Below are 23162 nucleotides of genomic sequence, written 5' to 3'. Positions count from 1 at the left end.
CTTACTGTACCATCATCCGCTGCTGGTCGCGCTTCTCGGCATAGCTGCCCTTGTCATAGGCGGCCTGCGCCTGCAGCTGCTCCTTGGTGAAGTTGGTGTAGAGATATTTGTTGCCGTCCTTGTCGGTCATGAACTTGAGCTTGTCCATGCCGACCGCGACCTCCTTGGCGCCGATGCCTAGAAAGCCGCCGACATCGATGATGACGGCATCCGGCTTGCTGTCGGGCGTGAGCACGACGTCGCCGATCTCGCCGACCTTGGCGTCGTTGGCGCCATAGACGGTGGTGCCCTTCAGGTCGTCGCCTCTGATGTTACCGACCGGCATTTCGGTCAATGTCGACTTGTCGATCGCTGCCGTTTGCGTCGGATCGGTAGCCTTTGTCGCGGCCGGAGCTTCCGCGGTCTTGTCCGCTGGCTGAGCATTGTCAGCCGGTGCAACGGCCGTCGGGGCGGCCGGAGCAGTCGGCTGCGTCGCGTCGGAGGTTGTCGTCACGGGCGCCGGATCATAGGGCTTGCGGTCGAAATCAGGCTGCGCCTGCAGTTCCTCCTTGGTCGTCTGCGCCACCAGCCAGCGATCGCCGTTCTTTTCGGCCCACCGCGCCTTGGCGAAATCATAGGTGACGTTCTTTTCACCCATGCCGAGGAAGCCGCCGACGCCGATCACCAGCGACTGCGCCTTGCCATCCTTGGTCAGCACGATGTCGTTGACGTCGCCGATATTCTGGGCATCGTCGCCAGTGCCATTGTAGACATTCTCGCCGATGATGTTGGTTGCGAGATTGCCGTCAGCGCGTTTCACCGCGGGTTCTGACGGCGCGGCGTTGAGATCAACCGGCTTCTGCGGGTCGTTCTGCGCCGTGGAAGCAGGCGCCGAGGCCGGATCGTAGGGCTTACGGTCGAAGTCGGGCAGCGCCGTCAACGCTTCTTTCGTCGTCTCGGCGACGAGCCAGCGGTCACCATTCCTCTCGACCCATTGCAACTTGCCGTAGTCGAAGGCGACGTTCTTGCTGCCTATGCCGAGGAAGCCGCCAACGCCGATAATGGCGGATTTCGCCTGGCCGTTTTCATCGAGGACGACGTCGCTGACGTCACCGATCTTCTGCGCATCGTCGCCAGTGCCATTGTAGACGGACTCGCCGATGATATTGGTCATCAGCGCGCCGTCGGCCTGTTGCGGCGCCGGCGCGATGGTAGCAGGGGCTTCAGCCGGCGCTGGGGTCGTCGCCGGGGCCGTCGTTGACTGCGCAAACGCACCGGTAGCGATCAGCGTTGCGAGTGCGGTCGTCGCGAACAGTGTGCGGATCATGATTAATTCTCCTCTTGCGTGATCTCGTGCGCGCCGCAATCGGCAAACCACTTGCCGGGAGACCGAAGGCGGCGCCTCCAATGGCATCACAACGTTGTGACAAGGCGCTTGTTCCGAAAAAACGGGAGCATCGAAACACCCCGGGCAAGTCCGTGGAATCGCCGGACTTTCCACCCGGCCGATGGAACCTTTCCCAAGCTTGCCCGTTTCAGCCTGCGGCTGGCATTCCGGCCACTAAAAAAGAACACGGAGCGGGGCATGCGATTTGCAGCGGTGCTGAACCGGGACGGCGGCACCTTGCGGACCACCGATCTTTCCGCGCTAACCGACCGCATGCGCCAGACGCTTGAGACGGCTGGTCACTCCATCGATATCGACATCGTCGCCGGCAAGGAGATTGTCGCGGCGCTCGACAAGGTCGCCGCGCGACGCGACATCGACGTCGTGCTGGCCGGTGGCGGCGACGGCACCATTTCGGCCGCCGCGGGGCGGCTGATGAATGGCAAGAAGGCGCTGGCCGTCCTGCCTGCAGGAACCATGAACCTGTTCGCCCGCGGCCTTGGAATTCCGCAGACCATCGATGGCGCGCTGAAGTCCTTTGCCGACGGCGAGATCATGGCGGTCGATATCGCGAGCGCGAATGGCCGGCCGTTCGTGCATCAGTTCTCGATCGGCCTGCACGCCAGGATGGTGAAGCTGCGCGACAATATGGAATTCGCCTCGCGCCTGGGAAAGATTCGCGCCTCGGCCAAGGCCGCTTGGACGACGATCAACAATCCTCCAGCCATGAAGGTGACATTGACGGTCGGCGAAGCCGAAATCGTGACCCGCATCAGCGGCATCGGCATTTCCAACAATCTGTTTGGCGAAGGCCATCTGCCTTATGCCGACAATCCTGCCGGCGGCGTGCTCGGCATCTATGTAACCGTGGCGCGGCAGCGTGGCGAGCTGGTCAGGGCGCTCTTCGACATGGCTCGAGGCAGGTGGCGCGACAGCGACCATGTCGAAACTCATCAGGCCGACAAGGCAATCGTGAAAATCCATACAGGGAGCAAGAAATTCGGCGCCGTCATCGACGGCGAACTGGTCAAGCTGGAGCGTGAAACGACAATCCAGACCCACCCTGGCGCGCTGAACGTCCTGGTTCCGGCGCAAGCCGCCCAGGCAAAGGCCGCCTGATGCGATTACGAATGACGAGGAAAACCCTAGCCGCCCGACTGCCCCTCGCCGGCTGGCGCACTCTGGTCGGCCGGCGCGGTCTGGCCGGTGGGCTGCCCCTGGCTTTCAGGGGTATCTGGATCGATCTTTTGGCCATAAATCTCGGCCGCTCCCCAAGCAATGAAAGCCAGGAGCAACGCGGCGACCAGTATGCGCAAGCCGTGCCAACCCCAGCGCCCCTGACGGGCTTTGTTTTCAGGGGCGATCTTGGTCATCGGCGGCGTTCCTATCGTGCAACCGGCATGGTGGATAAAACCATCGCTGGCGAAACATGGTGGGGTAACGATTGCTTGCTACAAAAGTTCCGGCGCGCGACGGCCGCGCAAGGTGCGCGCCACCGAGGGTGGGGCCTGCAAGCGAGGGGGCTTGGTGGATAGCAAGGTGACGAAGCAGGCTGGTTTGCCGGTTGAGGTCCGCCGCGCCGTGGCGGCGCCGGAGCGGCTTGCCGTACTGCACGGGCTTGACGCGATCGACACCGACTCCGATGCCGACTTCGATCGCATCACCGGCCTTGCCGCCGCCGTGATGCGGGCGCCGATCGCGCTCGTCACGCTGCTCGACACCGAACGACAGTGGTTCAAATCCTGTGTCGGCTTCAACGAGACCGAAACCGCGACCGACATATCGTTCTGCGCCCATACCATTGCCGCCGGCGACGAGCCGATGGTGGTGCCGGATGCCAGCATCGACCCTCGCTTCTCCCGCAACCCGCTGGTCACCGGCGAACACCATGTCCGCTTTTATGTCGGCGCGCCGATGGTGGTCGCCGGCGCGCGCGTCGGCACGCTGTGCGTACTCGACCGGGAGCCGCATGAATTTCCGTCCGCTGCCGCGCTCGATCATTTGAAATCGCTGGCCAGCCTCGCCGCCAGCCTGTTTACCCTCAAGGACGCCACCCGCAGCGGCGCCATTGCCACGGCTGCTTTGGCGCAGGAGGAAAAGCGCCGAGCCATAGCGCTCGATGCCGCCTCGCTCGCCAGTTGGGCCTGGGATATCCGCACCGACATGATCGAATGCGACGTGCGTTTGTCGGAGCTGTTCAACCTGCCGCGTTCGAACCGGCTGCGGGCGCGCGACATTCTGGCCGCCATCGACCCGCGCGACGTCTACCAGACCGAGACGCGCTTTCGCGATGCCCTGACCGGCAGCGACGACTATTTCGGCGAATACCGGGTCAAAGGCTTCGATCCGCCGCGCTGGATAGTCACCCGCGGCCGCGTCATCGAGCGCGACGGCGAAGGCAAGCCGACGCTGATCTTTGGCGTCAACTACGACATCTCGGAACGCAAGCTCGGCGAGGACCGGCAAAGGCTGCTGCTGCGCGAGCTCAACCATCGGGTCAAGAACACGCTGGCGACGGTGCAGGCGCTGGCGACGCAGACCGTTCGCCACGCTCGCCGCCCAAGCGAATTCCTGGAAGCCTTCGGCGCCAGGCTGCAGGCGCTGGGCGCTGCTCATAACCTGCTGTCGGATCGCGAATGGCGCGGCATCGGTATTCGCGAACTGATGCAGATCGAGGTCAAGCCGTTCGATTCGGCAGAACGGCCGCGCATCGTGATCTCCGGTCCGGATCTGCTGCTTTCGCCCGACCAGGCGGTGGGGCTCGGTTTGATCATGCACGAACTGGCCAGCAACGCGCTGCAATACGGATCGCTGTCGGTTGGCTCGGGGAAGGTCGATGTCGACTGGAAGGCGGCGGGCAAGAAAGGCGCGCGCCGCCTTGTGCTGACCTGGAGCGAAAGCGGTGGGCCGAAAGTCGACCCGCCGGAACGCCAGGGCTTCGGCTCTATCCTGATCCGCCGCAGCCTCGCCAAGGTTTTGTCGAGCGAAGTGACCCACGAATTCCGCAGCGAAGGCGTGTTCGCCGAAATATCGATGCCGCTTGAAGATCTGTCGGCTTAAAGCAATTTCAGAAGTGCGAAGCGGTTTTCCCGGGAACAGCGTATCAGCGCGACGCGCTTTAGTCGGCTTCGCTGTCTGGATCGCCCGGATCCGGTTTGACGTTCTCGCGGTAGATGGCATAGGCCGCGAGCGCGATCATCGGGCCGAGAATGACGCCCTTCCCGCCTTTCCCCTTGAGCAAGGCCGGCAGCACGGCAAGCGCCGCGGTGATACCGAGCGCCTTCAGGTCGGCATTGCGCCTTCGCGCACGTCGGCGTGCACGCGTTCCAGCCGCAAGTTGATGAATGAGCACGATAAGCCCGGCCAGTACCAGGAAACCAGCGGCGAAGCCAAGACAGGCGGCCATCGAGCCATAACGGTCAGCCGCCCAGATGTAGGCCGCCCCCAGGAGAAACCCGAGGCCGCACAGGGCAGCCACGGCGGCGAGCCCGTAGACGATTGCCGCCGTGCGCGCGCGGCGCATGGCGGCAATGGCTTCACCCGAGGCCAACGCCGAGATAAGCGGTGCCAGCATGCCCATCTCTGTCGAAACTAGCGCCGGGCAAGAAGCGCAAACAGGAAGCCGACGCCGGCCGCGATCGCCAGTGAAGTGACCGGCTTCTCGCGCACATTGGCCGTGATCTGGGCCTCAAGATCCTTGGCGTTGCCACGCAGGGTGTCGAAGACGGCTTCACCCTGCGCGCGCAACTGGTCGACGCCTTCGGCAGCAGCGCGCCGCGCCGTGCCGTAACCATGTTCGCCGGTCTTGGCCAATTGCTTGGTCAACTTTTCGATATCCGCCTTCAACTGCCGAATGTCGGCTTCGAGGTCGGCGTTCGTCTGACTTTCGTTGGCGGTTTTTCCTGCGGCAGTTGCCATTCTAAACTCCTTGCGTTTGCTTGGCTTCAAACGCCCGACACACGTCATGGTTCCGAAATCGGAGACCGTATCCATGAAAGGGTGTTTGCAAGTGCGAGTCCAGCCCCAGTTGGAGGCCTGCCTGTCAGATCAGCGGCCGACGGCCTTCACTTAGGCCCTCCCAACGCGCGAGATCCTTCAGCCCCTCCCTGTCTATCACTTCGCAACCGCCGTCGCGCCAGGCGATCAGCTTGCGATCGATGAGCTTGCGGATCGTCTTGTTGGTGTGGACCAGCGACAGGCCGAGCGTATCGGCGACATGCTGCTGGGTAATCGGGATTTGCACCGGCGCTTTGCCGTTGAGCCCGACTATCGCCGCGCGGCTGGCGATGAAGGCAATGAGATAGGCGGTGCGCTCGACCGCCGTGCGCCGACCGACGCTGAGCAGGTTCTCGTCCAGCATGCGCTCCTCGCGCGACGCCAGCCAGGTAATGTCGTAAGCAAGGCCCGGATGGTTGCGGTAGAGCTCGTGCAGGTTTTCACGCTCGAAGACGCACAACAGCATGGGCGACAGCGCCTCGACCGAGTGCTGCATTTCGCCCATCAGGCTGCCCTGCAGCCCGATAAGATCGCCGGGCATGGAGTAGTTCAGGATCTGGCGCCTGCCGTCCGACAATAGTTTGTAGCGGAAGGCCCAGCCCGAAAGCACGGTGTAGAGATGAGCACTTTGGCTGCCTTCGACCAGCACTGTGGCGCCCTTGTCGACGGCCAGTTCGCCCTTCTTGAACATGCTGACATAGGCAAGCTCCTGCTTCTCGAATTCCCGGAACACCGGCAATGGCCGAAGCGGGCAGATCTCGCATGGGTACTGACGGCTGGAAAACGAACGACCATTCTGGCCAGACATTTCGATCCCTCTTTCGAAAGTCTCTTGCCAGAGACTGAGTGCTACGCCTTTGCAAGGCCGCGGTTCCGCTGCCGATGGCATGTCTTTTTTAAATGACAGGATGGCAAATAGCGATCATGACTCGCTACACTCCACTGAGGCGAATTCGAAGCTCGCTTGTGGAGTAGAGCCGGTGGGCGAACTTTTCGGATTAAGGCCTGACCGATCCCCCAAGGTCCGCGATGCGGTTGACTGGAGTCACTGTACCCGATGCTGCAAGAATTGAGGAGAGATTGCCAAGTGCCGCCATTGCTTGAGGGATTGCGAATTCTTGTCTTGGAGGATGAATTCCTGATCGCCATGGATGTCGAGCAGCTTTGCCGCGACCATGGCGCGAACGACGTAGTGATTGCCCGCGCTCTGGCCGAGATCGATGAGCAGAAGGTCGTTGGCGAGTTCGACGCCGCTATCGTGGACCTCATGCTGGGCGGAACGTCCACACTCGATTTCGCCGCGCGGCTGCGCCAATTGGGCCTGCCGTTTGTCTTTGCCTCCGGCTATTCGGACCCGGATGAGATCAAAGTGTCTTTTCCCGGCATCCGCCTGGTCACCAAGCCTTATTCGGGGACCGATCTCGTCGAGGCTCTGGCGGCGGCCTGCGGACGCGCGCCAGTCTGAGATATCTTCGATGCGTATGTGTAGAGAGCCCGGGCCCGAGACGGGCCTCCGCTGTCAGGCAGCGTTTGAACCCGTCACCTGGGACGAGATTGCGTCCGGCCCGTATTCGTCTTCACCGGAGATTTTCAGGATCTCCTGCAACCGCGTGCGGGCCCGGCTGACCCGGCTTTTGATCGTTCCGACCGCACAGCCGCAGATTTCGGCGGCCTCTTCATAGGAAAAGCCTGAAGCGCCGATGAGGATGATGGCTTCGCGCTGGTCCTCGGGGAGTTGCTCGAGCGCGCCGCGGAAATCCTTGAGGTCAAGCTGGCCGTGCTGAGCCGGATGAACGGCAAGCCTGGCCGTCATGATGCCGTCGCTGTCCTGCACCTCGCGGCCGCGCTTGCGCATCTGGGAATAGAACTCGTTGCGCAGGATGGTGAACAGCCATGCCTTGAGATTGGTGCCGGGCTGAAAGCTCTCATGCTTGTCCCAAGCCTTGACCAGCGTCTCCTGCACCAGATCGTCGGCCTTGTCGGCATTCTGCGTCAGCGACACGGCAAAGGCCCGCAGGCTCGGGATCGAGCCGAGCAGGTCGGTCTTGAACCCTTGTGAGACAGCTGCCATGCCTCAGTCCTTCTTCTGTGCAGGTTCGGCCTTTTCCAGTTGGCTGAGCAACTGGGCAAAGCGATCCGGCACATTGTCCGAGACCAGCTCGTCATAATATTGTTTGAGTTTGCGGCCGATTTCCGAATTCGCCCCGAGCGGGTCGCCGGAATTGGCCCGGCGCCTGTCAGCGGCGCCAGCCAGCGTTTCTTTATTCATGTCCTTCATTTCGCCCTTAAATCCAGCGCCCCGAGCCGCCCCATTACACAACGCGAAGCGGCCCCCTCGTCTGGTTGCCCATCGCACCACAAACGTCGCCCGTGCAGTTTCGTTCCACAAGTCTCGGAACTTTTTCGCAAAACCCGCGTTTGGGTGTTGGGGCTTGCAATCAGCTTGACCTGCAATCTATGCAATCACGTCATCTGAGGGAGACGTCTACCATGAGCCTTTCCGCAACCATCGCTCCGCACCTGCCGTTCCTGCGCCGCTTTTCACGCGCCGTATCCGGATCGCAGGAGAGTGGCGATGCGCTGGTCGCCGCGATGCTCGAAGCCATCATCGCCGACGTCGACATCTTCCCCCAAGCGTCAAGCGACCGCATCGCGCTCTACAAGGTATTCGCCAAACTGTTCACCTCCATTGCCATCCGCGTTCCGCAGGAGCAGGCGCAATCGGCATGGGAGCAGCGCGCCGCCGCCAATCTGAACGCCATTGCGCCACGGCCACGCCAGGCTTTCCTGCTGGTCGCGGTCGAAGGCTTCGGTGAAGACGAGGCAGCTGAAATTCTCGATGTCGACGCCAAGGAATTCTCCGAACTGCTTGCCCAGGCGAGCAACGAGATCTCTCGCCAGGTGGCGACCGATGTGCTGATCATCGAGGACGAGCCGCTGATCGCCATGGACATCGAGGAAATGGTCGAGAGCCTCGGCCACCACGTGGTCGGAACCGCGCGCACCCATACCGAGGCGGTGGCGATGTTCGGCAAGACAAGGCCGAAGATGGTGCTGGCCGACATTCAGCTTGCCGATGGCAGCTCGGGTATCGATGCGGTCAACGAAATCCTGTCGTCGACTTCGGTGCCGGTAATCTTCATCACCGCCTTCCCCGAACGTCTGCTGACCGGCGAGCGGCCTGAACCGGCCTTCCTCGTCACCAAGCCGTTCAATCCCGACATGGTCAAGGCGCTGATCAGCCAAGCGCTGTTCTTCGACCGGCAGGCCAAGGCCGCCGCGTGAAGTAGGGCCTTCAATCTCCAACTTTTCGCCGCCTCGCAGCGTTGGCGGCACTGGCGATCGCCTAACCCGGCGATCGGCGGCTGCCCGTCGCGCCGTATGGCGCTCCCGCGCGCGAATCAATTCGCGTCCGGGCCTCTTCCAAAGACCTTCTTTTTCGGCAAATGGTGGAACAAACAGCAATCACTCACGTTCTTGATCCAGTATTGGAAGGAGACAGATCATGCTCTACTGGGCGCTCGTATTTCTCGTCGTGGCGATCATCGCCGGCGCGCTTGGTTTCGGCGGCATCGCCGGTACCTCGGCCGGTATCGCGCAAATATTGTTCTTCATCTTTCTCGCCTTCCTCGTCATCTCGCTTCTGGCCGGCCTGTTCAGACGGGCATCGTAGGAGCGGGCGAAGAACACTGGAAGCCGCACCCCTCAAACGGTTTCCAGCCACCGCCGGGCAATGTCCTCCAACGGGACATCGTCCGGCGGACCTTTTCTGGGGACCTACTCAGGAACTGAGTCCAAGTGAATCGTTCGGTCCTGATCAGGTGGACAGGTGATTGATGCGTTCCATTGGCGGAGGCGAGAGCGGACAGGGCGACGAGGTGATCGCACTGCACCCGGCTGAAAGCGGAATGCAGCTTGGCCGGGCCTTGCTTCACGCTCTGCACAATGCCGGCATTTCCGTCCTCTATCAGGATCGTGAATTGAAGACTGTATGGGCCCGCAACATGCGTGCGCCGTGGGTTTCCGACACAGCCGACAGCAACGGCGCGTTGCCACCGGCGCAAGCTGAGCAAATCGCCGCCGCCAAAAGCAATGTGATCGCTTCCGGCAATCCGGAACGCCTTGAACTGAGTGTTCCCACCGGTGATGGCATGCGCTGGTTCCAGGTATGGGTCGATGCCGATCGGGGCCATCGCGGCGACGTGCAGGGCGTCGTCACCACGATGGTGGAAACCACCGAGCAGAAACGCCGCGAACAGACGCTGAAGACGCTGTTGCGCGAAGTCAGCCACCGCTCCAAGAACCTGTTGGCCATCATCCAGAGTATTGCCACCCAGACCGGCCGCTATTCCGAGACACCCGACGATTTCCTGAAGCGCTTTCGCGGCCGCCTGCAGTCACTGGCTTCCTCCCAGGATCTGGTAACGTCGTCGAACTGGCGGGGTGCAGCACTTCGCGAGCTTATCCGCGGCCAGGTCGTTCGCTACGGCGCCGATCCCGCGCAGAGCCTGCGCTTCAATGGCGTCAACCCCTACCTCAATCCCAACGCGGCCATTCATATTGGACTGGCAATGCACGAACTCGCCGTCAATTCATTCAGCTACGGCGCCCTGGCGCGGCCGGACGGCTTTGTCGAGGTAACCGCCGATCTGTCGAACGTCGCAGAGGCCGCAGACAAGCCTGCTTTGTCGCTGACCTGGGTCGAGGCCATTGTCGCCAATGATAACAGGCGCACCGAGAAACGCTTCGGCAGCGTTGCCCTCGAACGTGTCGTGCCGGCATCGCTGAACGGCACGGCGACGCTGGAGATCACCAGTGACCGCCTCGAATATCGCCTCGTCGTTCCGCACGGCAATTTCGAAACCGAATGAGCGGCGGGATTCCTTAACCGGCTGTTCACCATAAAATCCGATGCTGTGGTTCCCAGAGATTGCTGGATCTTGACCGATTCAACCGATGTTTCGGCCGCAGCCTGCAACGCGAGTATGGGAGGAATGATCATGACGGTTGCCGATATAAACAGGCTGGAGCAGGCCGCCCGGGTGTCGATGAGCGGCTTTCAGGATCCTGACGCTTCAGCCTCGCCTTTGCAGCACGCCTGGCGTCCCTTGCTTCGCGTCGCCGCTGTCGCGCTCGTCGCCGCTGTTGTGCTGATCGTGGCGTCGCAATTGGTCTGAGCCAGATGCTCAGGTTCACGCTGCTCCCAAGCAGCCTGGCTCAGAAACTGTCCAGCTCGTAGCCGACCAATTATTAACGCCCCTTTCGGCACAGGAACTTTGACGGCTGTGGACCGTTCTTATGGCGAGAGGACGTGTCGCCGTGGAACACATCGCCGCTTTGCTTTTGGTAATTGGCTGTTCGAACAACATGACCGAATGCCGTGAACTGCCGGTGCCGGTCAGTGTTTTCGAAACCGCCGAAGCATGCACGGCAGAACGTCCATTCGCTGCCGGAGACGTGCAGGGTCAGGCCGAGCACGTCGTTGCCAAATGTCTTACGGTCGACCCCGCGCTGGAAGATGATTACGACCAGATCGTCTGGAACGTGCGCCCGGACGGCACCCTCGACGCGTCTTTGCAGATTTCCAGTGTCGTGGTCGCGTCGAACGACACGCGCCGCGAAAAAGACTCTCTTAGCCAACAATAAGATCGAGCGGGCAAAGGCTGCTGTTTCGTGCTAAATAGCGGCTGGAGCTTACTAAAGTGAGGACAAAAGTGAGGAGAGATTCTATGCGGAAATTGATTATTGCCATGGTTGCGGTGGTCGCCGTCAGCGGCTGCAGCACGACCGAGCAGGATGTCGGTGTCGGCGCCGGTGTCGGTGCTTTGGCCGGCGGACTGATCGGCGGCGGCAAGGGTGCGCTGATCGGCGCAGCCGTTGGCGCCGGTTCCGGCCTGCTGGTGCGCAACCTGCGCAACGGCTATTGCCAGTATCGCGACAATCGCGGCCGGCTCTACACCGCTCGCTGCTGATCCGCTTCAAAAGCGTCAGACAATCGCGACGGAGACCGGTCAGCCGGTCTCCGTTTGTTTGACTGCATCAGGCTGCGGGATCCTGATTTCCACCGTAAGCCCATCGGCGCGAAAATCTCGGGCAATCGTGCCGCGCAATTCGCGCGTGACATTGAGGTCGATCAGCTTGGTGCCGAAGCCGGTCTTCGCCGGCGCTTCGAGTTCCTTCTGCCCGGCCTCGCGCCAGTTCAGAACCAGCATCCGCTCGGACCCGCGCCCCTCGAACGACCAGTCGACCTTCAGCGCACCCACGGAATTGCCGGCCTCGCCATACTTCAGCGCATTCGTCGCCAGTTCGTGAAAGGTCAGGCCAAGCGCCTGCGTCGTCCTCTCGTCGAGCAGCACCTGAGGCCCTGACAATATCCCTTCCGGAAGCTCCTTGCCGAACACCTGGCCGAGCTCGATGCGCAGCAGGTCGCCAAGATCGGCCTTCTGCCAGCGCGAACGCGTCAGCATATCCTGGGAAGCCGCCATTGCCTGCAGGCGGGCTGAGAAGGAAGTTGAGAACTCCTTCACGTCGGTTGCTTGCGCTGCCGTCTGGCGCGCAATCGCCAGCACCCGCGTGATCGAATTCTTGATCCGATGCTTCATCTCCTGCAGCATCAAATCCTTTTCGAGCAGGCTTTTTTCCGTCGTTTCATGCAGCAGCGACTTGGCGTCGTAGGCGCGCTCCTGGTAGCGGGCCACCAACGCGATGGCGCCGGCCAGAAGCAGGCCGAACAGCCCGAGCATGACCGGAATGGCGCGCGAGGACGGTTGCGAAAATGCACTTGTCGGCCGAAACAGCACCGTCCACGGCCGACCGGCGACGATGATCTTGCGCGTCACCAACAGCCTGTCGCCAAAGCTCGCAACCGGCGGCGTTTCCGACTGGAACAGAAGATTGTCGGCGTCGGCCGTGCCGTCATAGACCGCGGTGTTGACCGGCAGCAAAGGCGTGCGGCTGAGCGCGGTCTGGAACAGGTCGCGGGCGCGGAAGGCCGCGTAGAGAAGGCCTGATGTCGATGATCTGGACGCATTGATACCATCCGGCGCGGTTTCGACATTGAGCCTGACGAAGACCAGGAAACCGGTAAAGGTCTGCGCCGCGCCAGTGTCCTGGCCGAGCTGGACCAGACCGCTTGCGTGCTGTGCGTCATCGGCCATCGCTTTTTCGATCGCCTCGCGCCGCACCGGCTCGGTGAACATGTCGTAGCCGATGGTGGATTCGTTGGCAGGGTCGAGCGGCTCGAACAGCACGACGGGCGTGCGCCATGGCTGTGTCGTGTCCGGATAGACCGTGTGGGCGGCGCCGCGGTCGCGCAACATGTCGCGCTCGACCGCCGCTTCGTCACCGGTCTTGGCCAGCCTGAGATAGCCGATGCCGCGCAGGCCGGCGAAATTGTTATCGACATCGAGGGCGCTGAAGAAGGCCTTGAATTCGCTACCTGAAATCTCGCCATTGCGGGCGTCGAACAGCGCCTGCGTCGAGCGCAGCAGTGACAGATGCAGATCGATACGGCTTTCGATGCGGTTGAGCGCGTCGTCGGCCGTCGCCTCGAACTTGATGCGCGCCGCTTCCTGGGTCGCGAAATAGGCGAAGCCCGCCATCGTCAGGCTGATCAGTGCAACGGCAATGAAGGCAAGGATCGGGAAAAACTTCTTCAACGCAGGCCCATGGACGGTTCGGGACCTTTATGGGCAAGTCGCCGCGGCAAGACAATGGCGCGGCCAAGCCATAATGACAGCTGGCATATCATGCATATTTAGCCGGCTTATCGATCTCGAGCATCAGTGAACATGACAGCTGACGATAGCGTGGTCTCAGGCCGCGATCTTCAGCGCACCCGGACCGGGAATGGCGCCGGGCGGGCACTTTCCCAGGATGATCATGCCGAGCACTTCGTCCTGCGTCACATCGGTGGTGAGCGCGGTGCCGACGACCTGGCCGTTCTTCATTACGCAGACCCGGTCGGCAAGCTCGAACACGTCGTGAATGTCGTGGCTGATCAGGAAAATGCCGATGCCGTCGGCCTTGAGCTGCTTTACCAGTTCGCCGACCTGCGCCGTCTCCTGCGGCCCAAGCGCGGCCGTCGGTTCGTCCATGATCAGGATGCGGGCGTTGAACAGGATGGCGCGTGCGATCGCCACCGACTGGCGCTGGCCGCCCGATAGCTTGATCACGGGCTCCTTGAAGCGCTGGAAGCGCGGATTGAGCCGGCCCATCACCTTGCGCGCCTCGGCCTCCATGGCGACATCGTCGAGTGTCCCCCACGCGGTCATCAGTTCGCGGCCGAGGAAGAGGTTGGCGGCAGCGTCGACATTGTCGGCCAGCGCAAGCGTCTGGTAGATCGTTTCGATGCCGTATTTCTTGGCGTCGCGCGGATTGGAGATCGAGGCCTCCTGGCCGTTGACCAAGATCTGGCCGGCATCGCGCTTGTAGGCGCCCGACAGGATCTTGATCAGCGTCGACTTACCGGCGCCGTTGTGGCCAAGCAGCGCCACCACTTCGCCCGGGAAAAGATCGATGGACGCATCGTCGACGGCGCGAATGCCACCGAACGCGATCGAGATGTTGCGCATGTCGATCAGTGGCGTACCGGTGGGAGCAGTTTTTTCCATAATCGTTCCTCCCTAGACGCGCTTGCGGTAGACGGTGTCGAGCCAGACGGCGATGACCAGGACAGCGCCAACGACAATGCTCTGCAGCGGCGAGTCGATGCCGAGCAGCACCATGCCGGATTGCAGCGACTGCATCAGTAGCGCGCCGAGCATGGCGCCCATCACCGTTCCGGCGCCGCCCGCGAGCGACGTGCCGCCGATGACAGCGGCCGCGATCACCAAAAGCTCGTCCAGTGTGCCCAGCGCATTGGTTGACGCATTGAGACGGGCCGACGAGATCGCCGCGCTGATTGCAGCCAGCACACCCATGATCATGAACACCTTCATGGTCACCCAGCGCGTGTTGATGCCGGCGAGTTCCGCTGCCTCCGGATTGCCCCCGATGGCGAAGACATAGCGGCCGAAACGCGTGCGCTTGGTGATGAACGTCATGATGATGCCGACAATCACCGCCATTAGCACCGGTATGGCGATGCCATGCGCGATGAACAGCCCGCCTTCGGGAACGGTGATGCCGTTCTGCTGTGCGTACTGGCGCACGATGCCGATCGGCCATGGATAGGAATTGGCGATCCACACGGCGCCGAGGATGGCCGCGCAAGTGACCACGCCAAGCAAGGTCTCGGCCCAGACGGGGCGCAGTGGAAAGCTGAAGCGCTTGCGCTGTGAGCGACCGTTGAGCAGCGCGAAGGCGACCGCCGCGCAGGCGACGATGCCGACGATCCAGCTGGCAGCGGCGCCAATCGAGCCGCGTGGTCCGCCGCCCATCAGCTGGAAGGTGGCGTCGAGTGGCGCGACCGTGCGCCCGCTGGTGATGAGCCATGCCATGCCACGCCAGACCAGCAGGCCACCAAGCGTCACGATGAAGGCCGGAACCTGCATATAGGCGATGATGAAGCCCTGGAACGCGCCGATCAGCAGACCAAGCACCACGCCGGCGGCAAGCGCGACGACCCAGAGCCAGGGGTTTCCAAGCTGGAAGCCGATGACGCGAATCAGGAATTCGGCCTGTGCCACGCCCATGATCATGCCGATCACGCCTTCGACGGAGCCCACCGAAAGGTCGATGTTGCGCATGACGATGACCAGTACCATGCCGGTCGCCATGATCGCGACCGAGGACGTCTGCACCGACAGGTTCCAAAGATTGCGCGGCGTCAGGAAAAGCCCACCCGACAGGATATGTATGCCGACCCAGATGACCAGCAGCGCGCCGACCATGCCGAGCATGCGCGTGTCGAGCTCGGTCGCTTTCAGGAACCGGGCGACCGCGCCGAGTTCAGACGCTCGTGCCGTATCGGCCTGCGGATTTGAGGTCGTGTCGGTCATGATGTCCTCCAGCGGCTTGCCGTCTGGCGCGGATGCCGGACCACAGCCTAGAAGTTTGCCGCCGATGGCGGAAACACACAATTCTCGTAGAGAAAACGCCGCGGCTTGACAGCCGCGGCGCCTCATTTATTCAAGTCGTCGAGATCAGTTGCAAGCCGCGACGCTGCCGGCGGCGACGCCTGTGCAGACTTCGTCCTTCTTGATCCAGCCGGCGTCGATGACGACGTTGAGGTTGTCCTTGGTGATCGCGACGGGGGTCAGGAACAGCGACTTGACGGTGTTGCCGCCAGGCGTGGTGAAGTCCTTGGCGCCGGCAATGTCGCCCGTCTTCTTGCCATCGGCAAGCTGCGAGGCGATCTCGGCGGCGTTCTTGCCGAGTTCGCGCGCGTCTTTCCACACCGACACCGTCTGCGTGCCGAGCGCGATGCGGTTCAGGGCGGCATGGTCGCCGTCCTGGCCCGAGACCGGAACCGTTCCGGCAAGGCCCTGCGCCGTCAGCGCGGCGACAACGCCGCCGGCGGTGCCGTCATTGGCCGCAACCACGGCATCGACCTTGTTGTCATTGGCGGTCAGGAACTGTTCCATGTTCTTCTGGGCGTTGGCCGGCAGCCAGCCATCGGTATAGGCCTCGCCGACATTCTTGATCTTGCCCGAGTCGATGGCTTCCTTGAGCACTTCCATCGAGCCCGAGAACAGGAAATCGGCATTCGGATCCGAGCCCGAGCCCTTGATGAAGACATAGTTGCCTTCGGGCTTCGCCTTGAACACTTCGCGGGCCTGCATGCGGCCGACTTCCTTGTTGTCGAAGGTCAGGTAGAAGACGTCCTTGTTCTCGATCAGGCGATCATAGCCGACGACCGGAATGCCTTCGTCCAGCGCCTTCTGCACCGCCGGGCCGATGGCCGAGGCGTCCTGCGCCAAGATGATCAGCGAGTTGGCGCCCTGCGAGATCAGGCTTTCGACGTCGGTCAGCTGCTTGCCGGGATTGGACTGCGCGTCGGCCGAAATGTACTTGTCGCCGGCAGCCTCGATCGCCGTTTTCATCGCCGCCTCGTCGGTCTTCCAGCGCTCTTCCTGGAAGTTCGACCACGACACGCCGATGACCTTGTCCTTCGCCTGCGCGACCGACATCAGCGCCAGCGACATGGCGACACCCGCCAGCATGGCGGCTGCAAATCTGTTCATCATAATCCTCCCTGCGCCGCGTGCGGCGCGACAAAACTGGCCCGAGGGCCGGCACACAGAGGCCCTATTTTTTCGAGCCTCGAAAAAATACTGGTTCAATGATAAGGCGCTGTCAACATCGATTCTGATGGATTCTGATGGCCTTGCCGAATTTTTTCGAGGTCCGCAATAAACAATGACAGGGCTGCCGGCGTCTGCCAATATTTGGCTGGTGCCGTCGAACGCCTTCACTATCATGAGGCGCGAGGAGGCCGGGAGGAAACAAATGTCGGTTGGAATCCGCCACGACGATCTGCGCCGTCGCAACCGTGCCATGGTGATTTCGGCCGTGCGCCGGGCCGGCCAGCCGTCGCGGACCGAGATTGCGGCGACCACCGGCCTCAGCCACTCGACCATATCGGCAATCTCGTCTGATCTGATTCAAGAAGGCGTCCTGATTGAAGGCAAACCTGGCGAGACAGGCGCACTGAAACGCGGCCGGCCGCAGGTCGGCCTTGGCCTCAACCCGGAAGCGGCGGCGGTGATGACCGTCGTGCTGTCGCTCAATTTCCTGTCCGTCACCGTCATCGACTATGCCGGCCACGTCGTCGCCGAGGAACAGCGCCGGCTGGACACGCTGACCAAGCCGCGCGACGAGCTGATTGGCGAATGCGTAGCAATCGTCCGGCGGCGGCTTGAGGATCCCGACCTCGATGTCCAGAGCATCGCCCGCATTGCCATGGGCATCCAGGGCATCACCGATTCGCAGGCGCGCGCCATGCTGTGGTCGCCAATCACGCCACTGACCGACATTGCCTTCGCCGACATGTTGGAAGTGGAATTCGGCATTCCGGCCACCATGGAGAACGACTGCAATATGATGGCGGTGGCGCTGCAATGGCGCCAGCCCGAGCGCTACCGCGACAACTTTATCGCCATCCTCTTGTCGCACGGCATCGGCATGGGACTGGTGCTGAAAGGCGAACTGTTCACCGGCACCCATTCCTCGGGCGGCGAGTTCGGCCACATGATCCACCGTCCGGGCGGCGCGCTCTGCCGCTGCGGGCGGCGCGGCTGCGTCGAGGCCTATGCCGGAAACTACGCCATCTGGCGCAGCGCCAAAATGATGGGCGAGGATGCCGAGCCGGTCGATATCGGCGACGCTGATATGCGCGCACTCGCCGCGCGCGCCCGCGAAACCGATGGCCCGGAGCGCGAAGCCTATCGCAGGGCCGGTGAGGCGCTCGGCTTCGGCCTCGGCAGCCTGTTTGCTCTGATCGATCCGGCACCCGTCGCCATGGTCGGCGTCAGCGCCGCCGCCTTCGACCTGATCGAACCGGCATTGCGCGAAGCGATCGCCCAGACCGCCGGCGGCCAGCACTCGAAATCGATCTCCTTCGACACCGAGCCCAACGAGCTGCCGCTGATCCGCGAAGGCTGCGCCATGCGCGCGCTCGGCTTCGTCGACCAGGAGATTTTCGCGCCGGGCATTCAGGCGAAATCCGGCAAGCATGTCGCCTGAATGGCCGGCAACGGCGCGACGCGCAGCATCCTAGTCTTCCCTAATAGCGTAGCCGGCGCCGCGAATGGTACGGATGACATCCGGCATGCGGCCGTTGTTGACGGCCTTGCGCAGCCGCCCGACATGCACGTCGACGGTTCGCTCGTCTATATAGATCGTCTCGCCCCAGACATTGTCGAGCAGTTGGCTGCGCGAGAACACGCGGCCGGGATGGCGCATCATGAATTCGAGCAGCCGGAACTCGGTCGGTCCGAGCCTGATCTCGCTCTTCTTGCGGTAGACCCGGTGCGATTCTCGATCGAGCACGATGTCGCCGACCTTGAGCACGCTCGACAGCACTTCCGGCTTGGCGCGGCGCAGCAGCGCTTTCACGCGCGCCATGAACTCCGGCGTCGAGAATGGCTTGACCAGATAGTCGTCGGCACCGGTGGACAGGCCGCGCACGCGGTCGCTTTCCTCACCGCGCGCGGTCAGCATGATGATCGGCAGCCGCTCGGTTTCGGGCCGCACTCTAAGCCGCCGGCAGAGCTCGATGCCGGAAACAGCCGGCACCATCCAGTCGAGCACCAGGAGATCGGGCACGTTTTCCTGCAGGCGGATCTCGGCCTCGTCGCCGCGTGTCACCACCTCGACCTGATAGCCTTCGGATTCGAGGTTGTAGCGGAGGAGCACGCCTAGTGGCTCCTCGTCCTCCACGACCATGATGCGTGGCGCGATCATAGGCAGTTCACCCTCATCAGGCCGGCGTGGCCATCGCCGTCTCGTCCTGCTTCGGACGATTGGCGGGCAATTGCTGGCCGGTCAGCACATAATACGCATTTTCGGCGATGTTGGTGACATGATCGCCGATGCGCTCAAGATTCTTGGCGCAGAACAAGAGATGCGTGCAGGCGGTGATGTTGCGAGGGTCTTCCATCATGTAGGTCAAGAGCTCACGAAACACGGACGTGTATTTGACGTCGATGCGCTCGTCGTCATTCCTGAGTTTTGCAAGAGCTGCCGCATCGGTGGCGGCATATTCCTCGACGACGCCTTGCACCTGGATCAGCACCAGTTGCGCCATGGCATCGATGGAGTGCGAGAGGTCGCGCGGCGTGACGCTCAAGCCCACGGTGCCGACGCGTTTGGCGATGTTCTTGGCGAGATCGCCGATGCGCTCGAGGTCGCCGGCCATGCGGATCGAGCCGACCACGGCGCGCAGATCGTTGGCCATCGGCTGGCGCTTGGCGATCAGCGTGATGGCGCGGTCGTCCAGTTCGCGCTGGCGCGCATCCATGATGGCGTCGTCGGAAACGACACGCTGTGCCAGCGCATTGTCCGAATTGAGCAGCGCCCTGGTCGAGCCGCTGACCATCGAGCCTGCCAGATCGCCCATGTCGCGGATCAGCTTGCTGATCTGCCCGAGCTCTTCATCGAAGGAGGCGACGGTATGCTCACCCATGATCTTGGTCCTCGTGCCTGAAATTCACCCGCCGGAAGGTTCAGCCGAAGCGGCCGGTAATGTAATCTTGGGTGCGCTTGTCGTCGGGGTTGGTGAACATCTTGTCGGTTGCGCCCTCCTCGACGAGATAGCCGAGATGGAACATCGCCGTGCGCTGCGACACGCGCGCCGCCTGCTGCATCGAATGGGTGACGATGACGATCGTGTAGTTCTGGCGCAGTTCGTCGATCAGCTCCTCGACACGGGCGGTGGCGATCGGATCAAGCGCCGAGCAGGGCTCATCCATCAGGATCACTTCCGGCGACACGGCGATGGCGCGCGCGATGCACAGGCGCTGCTGCTGGCCGCCGGACAGGCCGGTGCCGGGCTCCTGCAGGCGGTCCTTGACCTCGTTCCAGATCGCCGCCTTCTTCAGGCTCTGCTCGACGATCTGGTCCATGTCGGACTTGCGCTTGGCCAGCCCATGGATGCGCGGGCCGTAGGCGACGTTCTCGTAGATCGACTTCGGGAACGGATTGGGTTTCTGGAACACCATGCCGACGCGTGCGCGCAGTTCGACGACATCGATGTTCTTGTCGTAGATGTCGTCTTCATCGAGCGTGATCTTGCCGGTCACCCGCGCCGAATCGATGGTGTCGTTCATGCGGTTGAGGCAGCGCAGGAAGGTCGACTTGCCGCAGCCGGACGGGCCGATCAGCGCCGTCACCTGGTTCTGGCGGACGTCGAGATTGACGTCGAACAACGCCTGCTTCTCGCCGTAGAAGACGCCGACCTTGTCGCCGCGCATCTTGATGACTTCGTTCGACTTGGCGTTCATTTTGTCGCCCACTGCATTCTCAAGGGACTGTTCGGTCATGATGTTCATACCAAATTGCCTTTTTTCTACCAGCGCCGCTCAAAGCGGCGCCGGAGCACGATCGCGGTGATGTTCATGGCCATGAGGAAGACGAGCAGGATGATGATGGCGCCGGACATGCGCTCGACAAAAGCGCGCTCAGCCTCGTTTGCCCACATATAGATCTGAACCGGCAGCGCGGTCGCCGGATCGAAAGGCGTCGTCGGATAATCGGCGACGAAAGCGACCATGCCGATCAAGAGCAGCGGTGCTGTCTCGCCGAGCGCACGCGCCAGGCCGATGATGGTGCCGGTAAGGATTCCTGGGGCGGCAAGCGGCAGGATGTGATGGAACACCATCTGCATCTTGGAGGCGCCGAGACCTAGGGCCGCCGAGCGGATCGACGGCGGCACTGCGGCGAGGGCGGCGCGCGTGGCGATGATTATGGTCGGCAATGTCATCAAGGTCAGCACCAGGCCGCCGACGAAGGAAGCCGAGCGCGGCATGCCGAGGAAGTTGATGAACACGGCAAGGCCAAGCAGACCGAAGACGATCGACGGCACCGCCGCGAGATTGTTGATGTTGACTTCGATCAGGTCCGTAAAGCGGTTCTTCTTGGCGAACTCCTCCAGATAGATGGAGGCGGCGACGCCGATCGGCAGCGCCAGCAACAGCACGATCACCATCATGTAGAACGAGCCGATGATCGCTACGCCCATGCCCGACGTTTCGGGCCGGCTGGAGGCGCCATAGGTGAACAGGCCGGTGTTGAAATGCTCGGCCATCACACCGTCGGCTTTAAGCTTGTTCATCCAGTCGATCTGCTGGTTGGACACCTTGCGGCGCGCTTCATCGACGCCGAGGTCGATCTGGCCCTTGAAGGCCGAGTCGAGGTTCGCGGCAGCCAGGATGTCGACGTCACGCGTCCTGCCGATCACCGACGGATCGGCGGAGACGATGTCGCGCAGCTGGACGCGGGCGCCTTCCGACAGGAAGCCCTTGAGCTTCAGCATCATCGGCTTGTTGGCCGGATCGATGCCGAGCTTGGCCACCAGCGCGTTTTCGGCGAGCTTGGGATAGTTCGCCTTGATCAGCACGGTAGGGTCGGTGGCGCGCTTGCCGGAGGGATCGATCACCTTCTCGTCGAAGGTGACCGGCAGCGTCACCGTCGTCTGCCAGAAGGCGGTGTAGCCTTTCGAGACGATGGTGATCAACATGATGGCCAGGAACGCCAGGCCCACCGAGATCGCAATCACGCCATAGATGCGGAACCGGCGTTCGGCGGCATAGCGCGCCTTCAGCCCGATGTCGCGGCGCGGACGCGCGACGGCACCCGCCATCGTGTCCAGGGGGATGTCGGTCATTCGTACTGCTCCCGGTACTTGCGCACGATGTAGAGGGCGACGATGTTCATCACCAGCGTCAGCGCGAACAGCGTCAGGCCGAGCGCGAAGGCGACCAGCGTCTGCGGCGAGTTGAACTCGAGATCGCCGGTCAGCTGGTTGACAATCTTGACGGTGATGGTCGTCATCGCCTCGAACGGATTGGCCGTCAGATTGGCGGCGACGCCCGCCGCCAGCACGACGATCATCGTCTCGCCGATGGCGCGCGACGCCGTCAACAGGATGGCGCCGACGATGCCGGGCAGTGCCGCCGGCAGGATCACCCGCTTGATCGTCTCGGAGCGCGTGGCGCCGAGGCCGAGCGAGCCGTCACGCATTGCGCGCGGCACCGCGGTGATGATGTCGTCGGACAAAGAGGACACGACCGGGATCAGCATGACGCCCATCACCAGACCGGCGGTGAAGATGCTCTGGCCCTGGATGAAGGGCGAGCCGCCGGTGAGTGCCGCCGACAGGTCGCGCAAGAACGGTCCGAGCGTGACAACGGCGAAGATGCCGTAGACGATGGTCGGAATGCCGGCCAGCAGTTCCAACGCCGGCTTGACCACCGAGCGCACACCGCGCGAGGCATATTCGGACATGTAGACCGCCGACATCAGCCCGACCGGCACTGCCACCAGAAGGGCGACGGCGGCGATGTAGAGCGTGCCGGCAAGAAGCGGGATCAGGCCGAACTGACCCTGGCTGCCGCCGGAACCGGCGGCGGCGAAACGCGGATCCCACACCGTGCCGAAGAAGAAGCTCATCGGCGACACGCTCTCGAAGAAGGTGATGGTCTGGAACAGCATCGACAGCACGATGCCGACCGTGGTCAGGATGGCGATGGTCGAGGCCGCAAGCAGCCCCCACAGCATCAGCTTCTCGACGTTGTTGCGCGCCCTGGCGCGCGGCGCGATCTGCCTCAGCGCATAGAAGGCGCCGGCGACCGACAGCGCGAAGGTCAGCACGGCGCTGAACAGGCCGAGCCGGTCCTGGACCTGGTTCGCCTCGACCGCGATCGGGATCATATAGTCCTGGGTGTCGCTGGCCAGTGCCACGCCCTTGGCGGCGAGCAGCGGCTGCAATTCGGCGAAAGTAGCGGGAAGTGCGGTATCGCCATCGAGCCGGCGCAGGCCCTTGGCCAGGCTCTTCACCAGGCTGGCGTCGAGCGCTTCGCTGGCCACCTTTGTGTCGGCGGTGCGCTCGGGCAAAGCGGCATGGATATGCCGGTCGAGATAGAAGGAAGAGCCGATATCCCAGACGGCGAGCAAAAGGACGGCAGGCAGGACCGCGAGCAGAAAGGCCCACCAGCCATGATAATGCGCGCGCGAATGCGGCTTGACCTTGCCGGTATCCTGCGCCGCGGCGCGCTGGCGGCCGACCACAAAAGCGACCACGCCTATGGCGATGACTATGGCGAGTACGAGCAAGGACGACATAACCCACCCCAGGGAAAATTCAGATCGCCGCAGCCGTTGCGGCAAGCGGCGAAGTCAGGGCGCGGAGTTCATCCGC

26 protein-coding genes are annotated in these 23162 nt (G+C 62.6%); 10 read left to right on the top strand and 16 right to left on the bottom strand.

Annotated features, from left to right (window positions below):
- Position 1: 1 nt before the first annotated feature.
- Entirely contained in the window at positions 2 to 1306 is a 1305-nt protein-coding gene (locus NKJ57_RS16020; RefSeq protein WP_352511868.1) for a PRC-barrel domain-containing protein, read from the bottom strand.
- Between the two features lie 258 nt (positions 1307 to 1564).
- On the opposite strand from NKJ57_RS16020, the gene NKJ57_RS16015 reads away from it, so the two are divergent.
- The gene (locus tag NKJ57_RS16015; RefSeq protein ID WP_352511869.1) at positions 1565 to 2485 is read left to right on the top strand and encodes a diacylglycerol/lipid kinase family protein; all 921 of its coding nucleotides are present in this window, start codon (positions 1565 to 1567) and stop codon (positions 2483 to 2485) included.
- A 26-nt stretch (positions 2486 to 2511) separates the two neighbouring features.
- Here NKJ57_RS16015 and NKJ57_RS16010 read toward each other — a convergent pair whose 3' ends face one another.
- The gene (locus tag NKJ57_RS16010) at positions 2512 to 2739 is read right to left on the bottom strand and encodes a hypothetical protein (protein ID WP_023693688.1); all 228 of its coding nucleotides are present in this window, start codon (positions 2737 to 2739) and stop codon (positions 2512 to 2514) included.
- Between the two features lie 166 nt (positions 2740 to 2905).
- Between NKJ57_RS16010 and NKJ57_RS16005 the strand changes: the two genes are divergently transcribed.
- The gene (locus NKJ57_RS16005) at positions 2906 to 4426 is read left to right on the top strand and encodes a sensor histidine kinase (RefSeq protein ID WP_502902044.1); all 1521 of its coding nucleotides are present in this window, start codon (positions 2906 to 2908) and stop codon (positions 4424 to 4426) included.
- A 58-nt stretch (positions 4427 to 4484) separates the two neighbouring features.
- Here the strand turns inward: NKJ57_RS16005 and NKJ57_RS16000 are convergent, their stop codons facing one another.
- From NKJ57_RS16000 to NKJ57_RS15990, 3 genes are all read right to left on the bottom strand, one after another.
- Entirely contained in the window at positions 4485 to 4946 is a 462-nt protein-coding gene (locus NKJ57_RS16000; protein ID WP_023683962.1) for a hypothetical protein, read from the bottom strand.
- Between the two features lie 11 nt (positions 4947 to 4957).
- The gene (locus NKJ57_RS15995) at positions 4958 to 5284 is read right to left on the bottom strand and encodes an ElaB/YgaM/YqjD family protein (protein WP_352511872.1); all 327 of its coding nucleotides are present in this window, start codon (positions 5282 to 5284) and stop codon (positions 4958 to 4960) included.
- Positions 5285 to 5408: 124 nt separating this feature from the next.
- On the bottom strand, positions 5409 to 6170 hold the full coding sequence (locus NKJ57_RS15990) for a Crp/Fnr family transcriptional regulator (RefSeq protein WP_352511873.1): 762 nt from the start codon (positions 6168 to 6170) through the stop codon (positions 5409 to 5411).
- A 339-nt stretch (positions 6171 to 6509) separates the two neighbouring features.
- Here NKJ57_RS15990 and NKJ57_RS15985 point away from each other — a divergent pair, with 339 nt between their 5' ends.
- On the top strand, positions 6510 to 6827 hold the full coding sequence (locus NKJ57_RS15985) for a response regulator (RefSeq protein ID WP_352573728.1): 318 nt from the start codon (positions 6510 to 6512) through the stop codon (positions 6825 to 6827).
- 54 nt (positions 6828 to 6881) lie between these two features.
- Here the strand turns inward: NKJ57_RS15985 and NKJ57_RS15980 are convergent, their stop codons facing one another.
- Positions 6882 to 7433 (bottom strand): sigma-70 family RNA polymerase sigma factor, encoded by a 552-nt coding sequence (locus NKJ57_RS15980; protein WP_023670095.1) that lies wholly within the window; start codon positions 7431 to 7433, stop codon positions 6882 to 6884.
- 3 nt (positions 7434 to 7436) lie between these two features.
- The gene (locus tag NKJ57_RS15975) at positions 7437 to 7640 is read right to left on the bottom strand and encodes a NepR family anti-sigma factor (RefSeq protein WP_023670096.1); all 204 of its coding nucleotides are present in this window, start codon (positions 7638 to 7640) and stop codon (positions 7437 to 7439) included.
- 212 nt (positions 7641 to 7852) lie between these two features.
- Here NKJ57_RS15975 and NKJ57_RS15970 point away from each other — a divergent pair, with 212 nt between their 5' ends.
- The 6 genes from NKJ57_RS15970 to NKJ57_RS15945 all read left to right on the top strand — a co-directional run bounded on the left by NKJ57_RS15970 (position 7853) and on the right by NKJ57_RS15945 (position 11334).
- The gene (locus NKJ57_RS15970) at positions 7853 to 8647 is read left to right on the top strand and encodes a response regulator (protein ID WP_023670097.1); all 795 of its coding nucleotides are present in this window, start codon (positions 7853 to 7855) and stop codon (positions 8645 to 8647) included.
- Positions 8648 to 8867: 220 nt separating this feature from the next.
- Positions 8868 to 9035: a DUF1328 domain-containing protein gene (locus tag NKJ57_RS15965; protein WP_023670098.1), complete on the top strand. Its 168-nt coding sequence runs from the start codon at positions 8868 to 8870 to the stop codon at positions 9033 to 9035.
- Between the two features lie 163 nt (positions 9036 to 9198).
- Positions 9199 to 10233, top strand: a complete 1035-nt coding sequence (locus NKJ57_RS15960) for a sensor histidine kinase (RefSeq protein WP_023670099.1) — start codon at positions 9199 to 9201, stop codon at positions 10231 to 10233.
- 129 nt (positions 10234 to 10362) lie between these two features.
- A complete protein-coding gene (locus NKJ57_RS15955; RefSeq protein ID WP_352511876.1) occupies positions 10363 to 10539 on the top strand; it encodes a hypothetical protein in 177 nt (58 codons plus the stop codon).
- 142 nt (positions 10540 to 10681) lie between these two features.
- Positions 10682 to 11008: a hypothetical protein gene (locus NKJ57_RS15950; protein WP_352511877.1), complete on the top strand. Its 327-nt coding sequence runs from the start codon at positions 10682 to 10684 to the stop codon at positions 11006 to 11008.
- An 83-nt stretch (positions 11009 to 11091) separates the two neighbouring features.
- Positions 11092 to 11334 carry a YMGG-like glycine zipper-containing protein gene (locus NKJ57_RS15945; RefSeq protein WP_023670102.1) on the top strand — a complete coding sequence of 81 codons (243 nt, stop codon included), beginning with the start codon at positions 11092 to 11094 and terminating at the stop codon, positions 11332 to 11334.
- A gap of 39 nt (positions 11335 to 11373) precedes the next feature.
- On the opposite strand, the gene NKJ57_RS15940 is transcribed toward NKJ57_RS15945, so the two are convergent.
- From NKJ57_RS15940 to xylF, 4 genes are all read right to left on the bottom strand, one after another.
- The gene (locus NKJ57_RS15940; RefSeq protein ID WP_352511878.1) at positions 11374 to 13020 is read right to left on the bottom strand and encodes a CHASE domain-containing protein; all 1647 of its coding nucleotides are present in this window, start codon (positions 13018 to 13020) and stop codon (positions 11374 to 11376) included.
- A gap of 156 nt (positions 13021 to 13176) precedes the next feature.
- Positions 13177 to 13974 (bottom strand): ATP-binding cassette domain-containing protein, encoded by a 798-nt coding sequence (locus tag NKJ57_RS15935; protein ID WP_023683966.1) that lies wholly within the window; start codon positions 13972 to 13974, stop codon positions 13177 to 13179.
- A 12-nt stretch (positions 13975 to 13986) separates the two neighbouring features.
- Positions 13987 to 15303 carry a sugar ABC transporter permease gene (locus NKJ57_RS15930; protein WP_023683967.1) on the bottom strand — a complete coding sequence of 439 codons (1317 nt, stop codon included), beginning with the start codon at positions 15301 to 15303 and terminating at the stop codon, positions 13987 to 13989.
- A gap of 144 nt (positions 15304 to 15447) precedes the next feature.
- A complete protein-coding gene (gene xylF / locus NKJ57_RS15925) occupies positions 15448 to 16488 on the bottom strand; it encodes a D-xylose ABC transporter substrate-binding protein (RefSeq protein WP_023683968.1) in 1041 nt (346 codons plus the stop codon).
- A gap of 265 nt (positions 16489 to 16753) precedes the next feature.
- Between xylF and NKJ57_RS15920 the strand changes: the two genes are divergently transcribed.
- The gene (locus tag NKJ57_RS15920) at positions 16754 to 17989 is read left to right on the top strand and encodes an ROK family protein (RefSeq protein ID WP_023706295.1); all 1236 of its coding nucleotides are present in this window, start codon (positions 16754 to 16756) and stop codon (positions 17987 to 17989) included.
- Positions 17990 to 18019: 30 nt separating this feature from the next.
- On the opposite strand, the gene phoB is transcribed toward NKJ57_RS15920, so the two are convergent.
- The 5 genes from phoB to pstC are packed head-to-tail and all read right to left on the bottom strand — an operon-like array spanning position 18020 to position 23086.
- Positions 18020 to 18709 carry a phosphate regulon transcriptional regulator PhoB gene (phoB, locus tag NKJ57_RS15915; RefSeq protein WP_023822590.1) on the bottom strand — a complete coding sequence of 230 codons (690 nt, stop codon included), beginning with the start codon at positions 18707 to 18709 and terminating at the stop codon, positions 18020 to 18022.
- Between the two features lie 16 nt (positions 18710 to 18725).
- Entirely contained in the window at positions 18726 to 19430 is a 705-nt protein-coding gene (phoU, locus tag NKJ57_RS15910; protein ID WP_023670109.1) for a phosphate signaling complex protein PhoU, read from the bottom strand.
- Positions 19431 to 19470: 40 nt separating this feature from the next.
- Positions 19471 to 20295, bottom strand: a complete 825-nt coding sequence (gene pstB / locus NKJ57_RS15905) for a phosphate ABC transporter ATP-binding protein PstB (protein ID WP_023670110.1) — start codon at positions 20293 to 20295, stop codon at positions 19471 to 19473.
- Positions 20296 to 20312: 17 nt separating this feature from the next.
- The gene (pstA, locus tag NKJ57_RS15900; RefSeq protein ID WP_023683971.1) at positions 20313 to 21629 is read right to left on the bottom strand and encodes a phosphate ABC transporter permease PstA; all 1317 of its coding nucleotides are present in this window, start codon (positions 21627 to 21629) and stop codon (positions 20313 to 20315) included.
- Positions 21626 to 23086: a phosphate ABC transporter permease subunit PstC gene (gene pstC / locus NKJ57_RS15895; RefSeq protein ID WP_023806534.1), complete on the bottom strand. Its 1461-nt coding sequence runs from the start codon at positions 23084 to 23086 to the stop codon at positions 21626 to 21628. Before pstC ends, pstA begins: the two co-directional genes overlap by 4 nt.
- Positions 23087 to 23162 lie beyond the last annotated feature (76 nt).

This window comes from Mesorhizobium sp. M0077 (assembly GCF_040322955.1).
GTDB lineage: Bacteria > Pseudomonadota > Alphaproteobacteria > Rhizobiales > Rhizobiaceae > Mesorhizobium.
The sequence above is the reverse complement of the archived record's forward strand: the minus strand, read 5'-3'. Positions and strand labels throughout refer to the sequence as shown.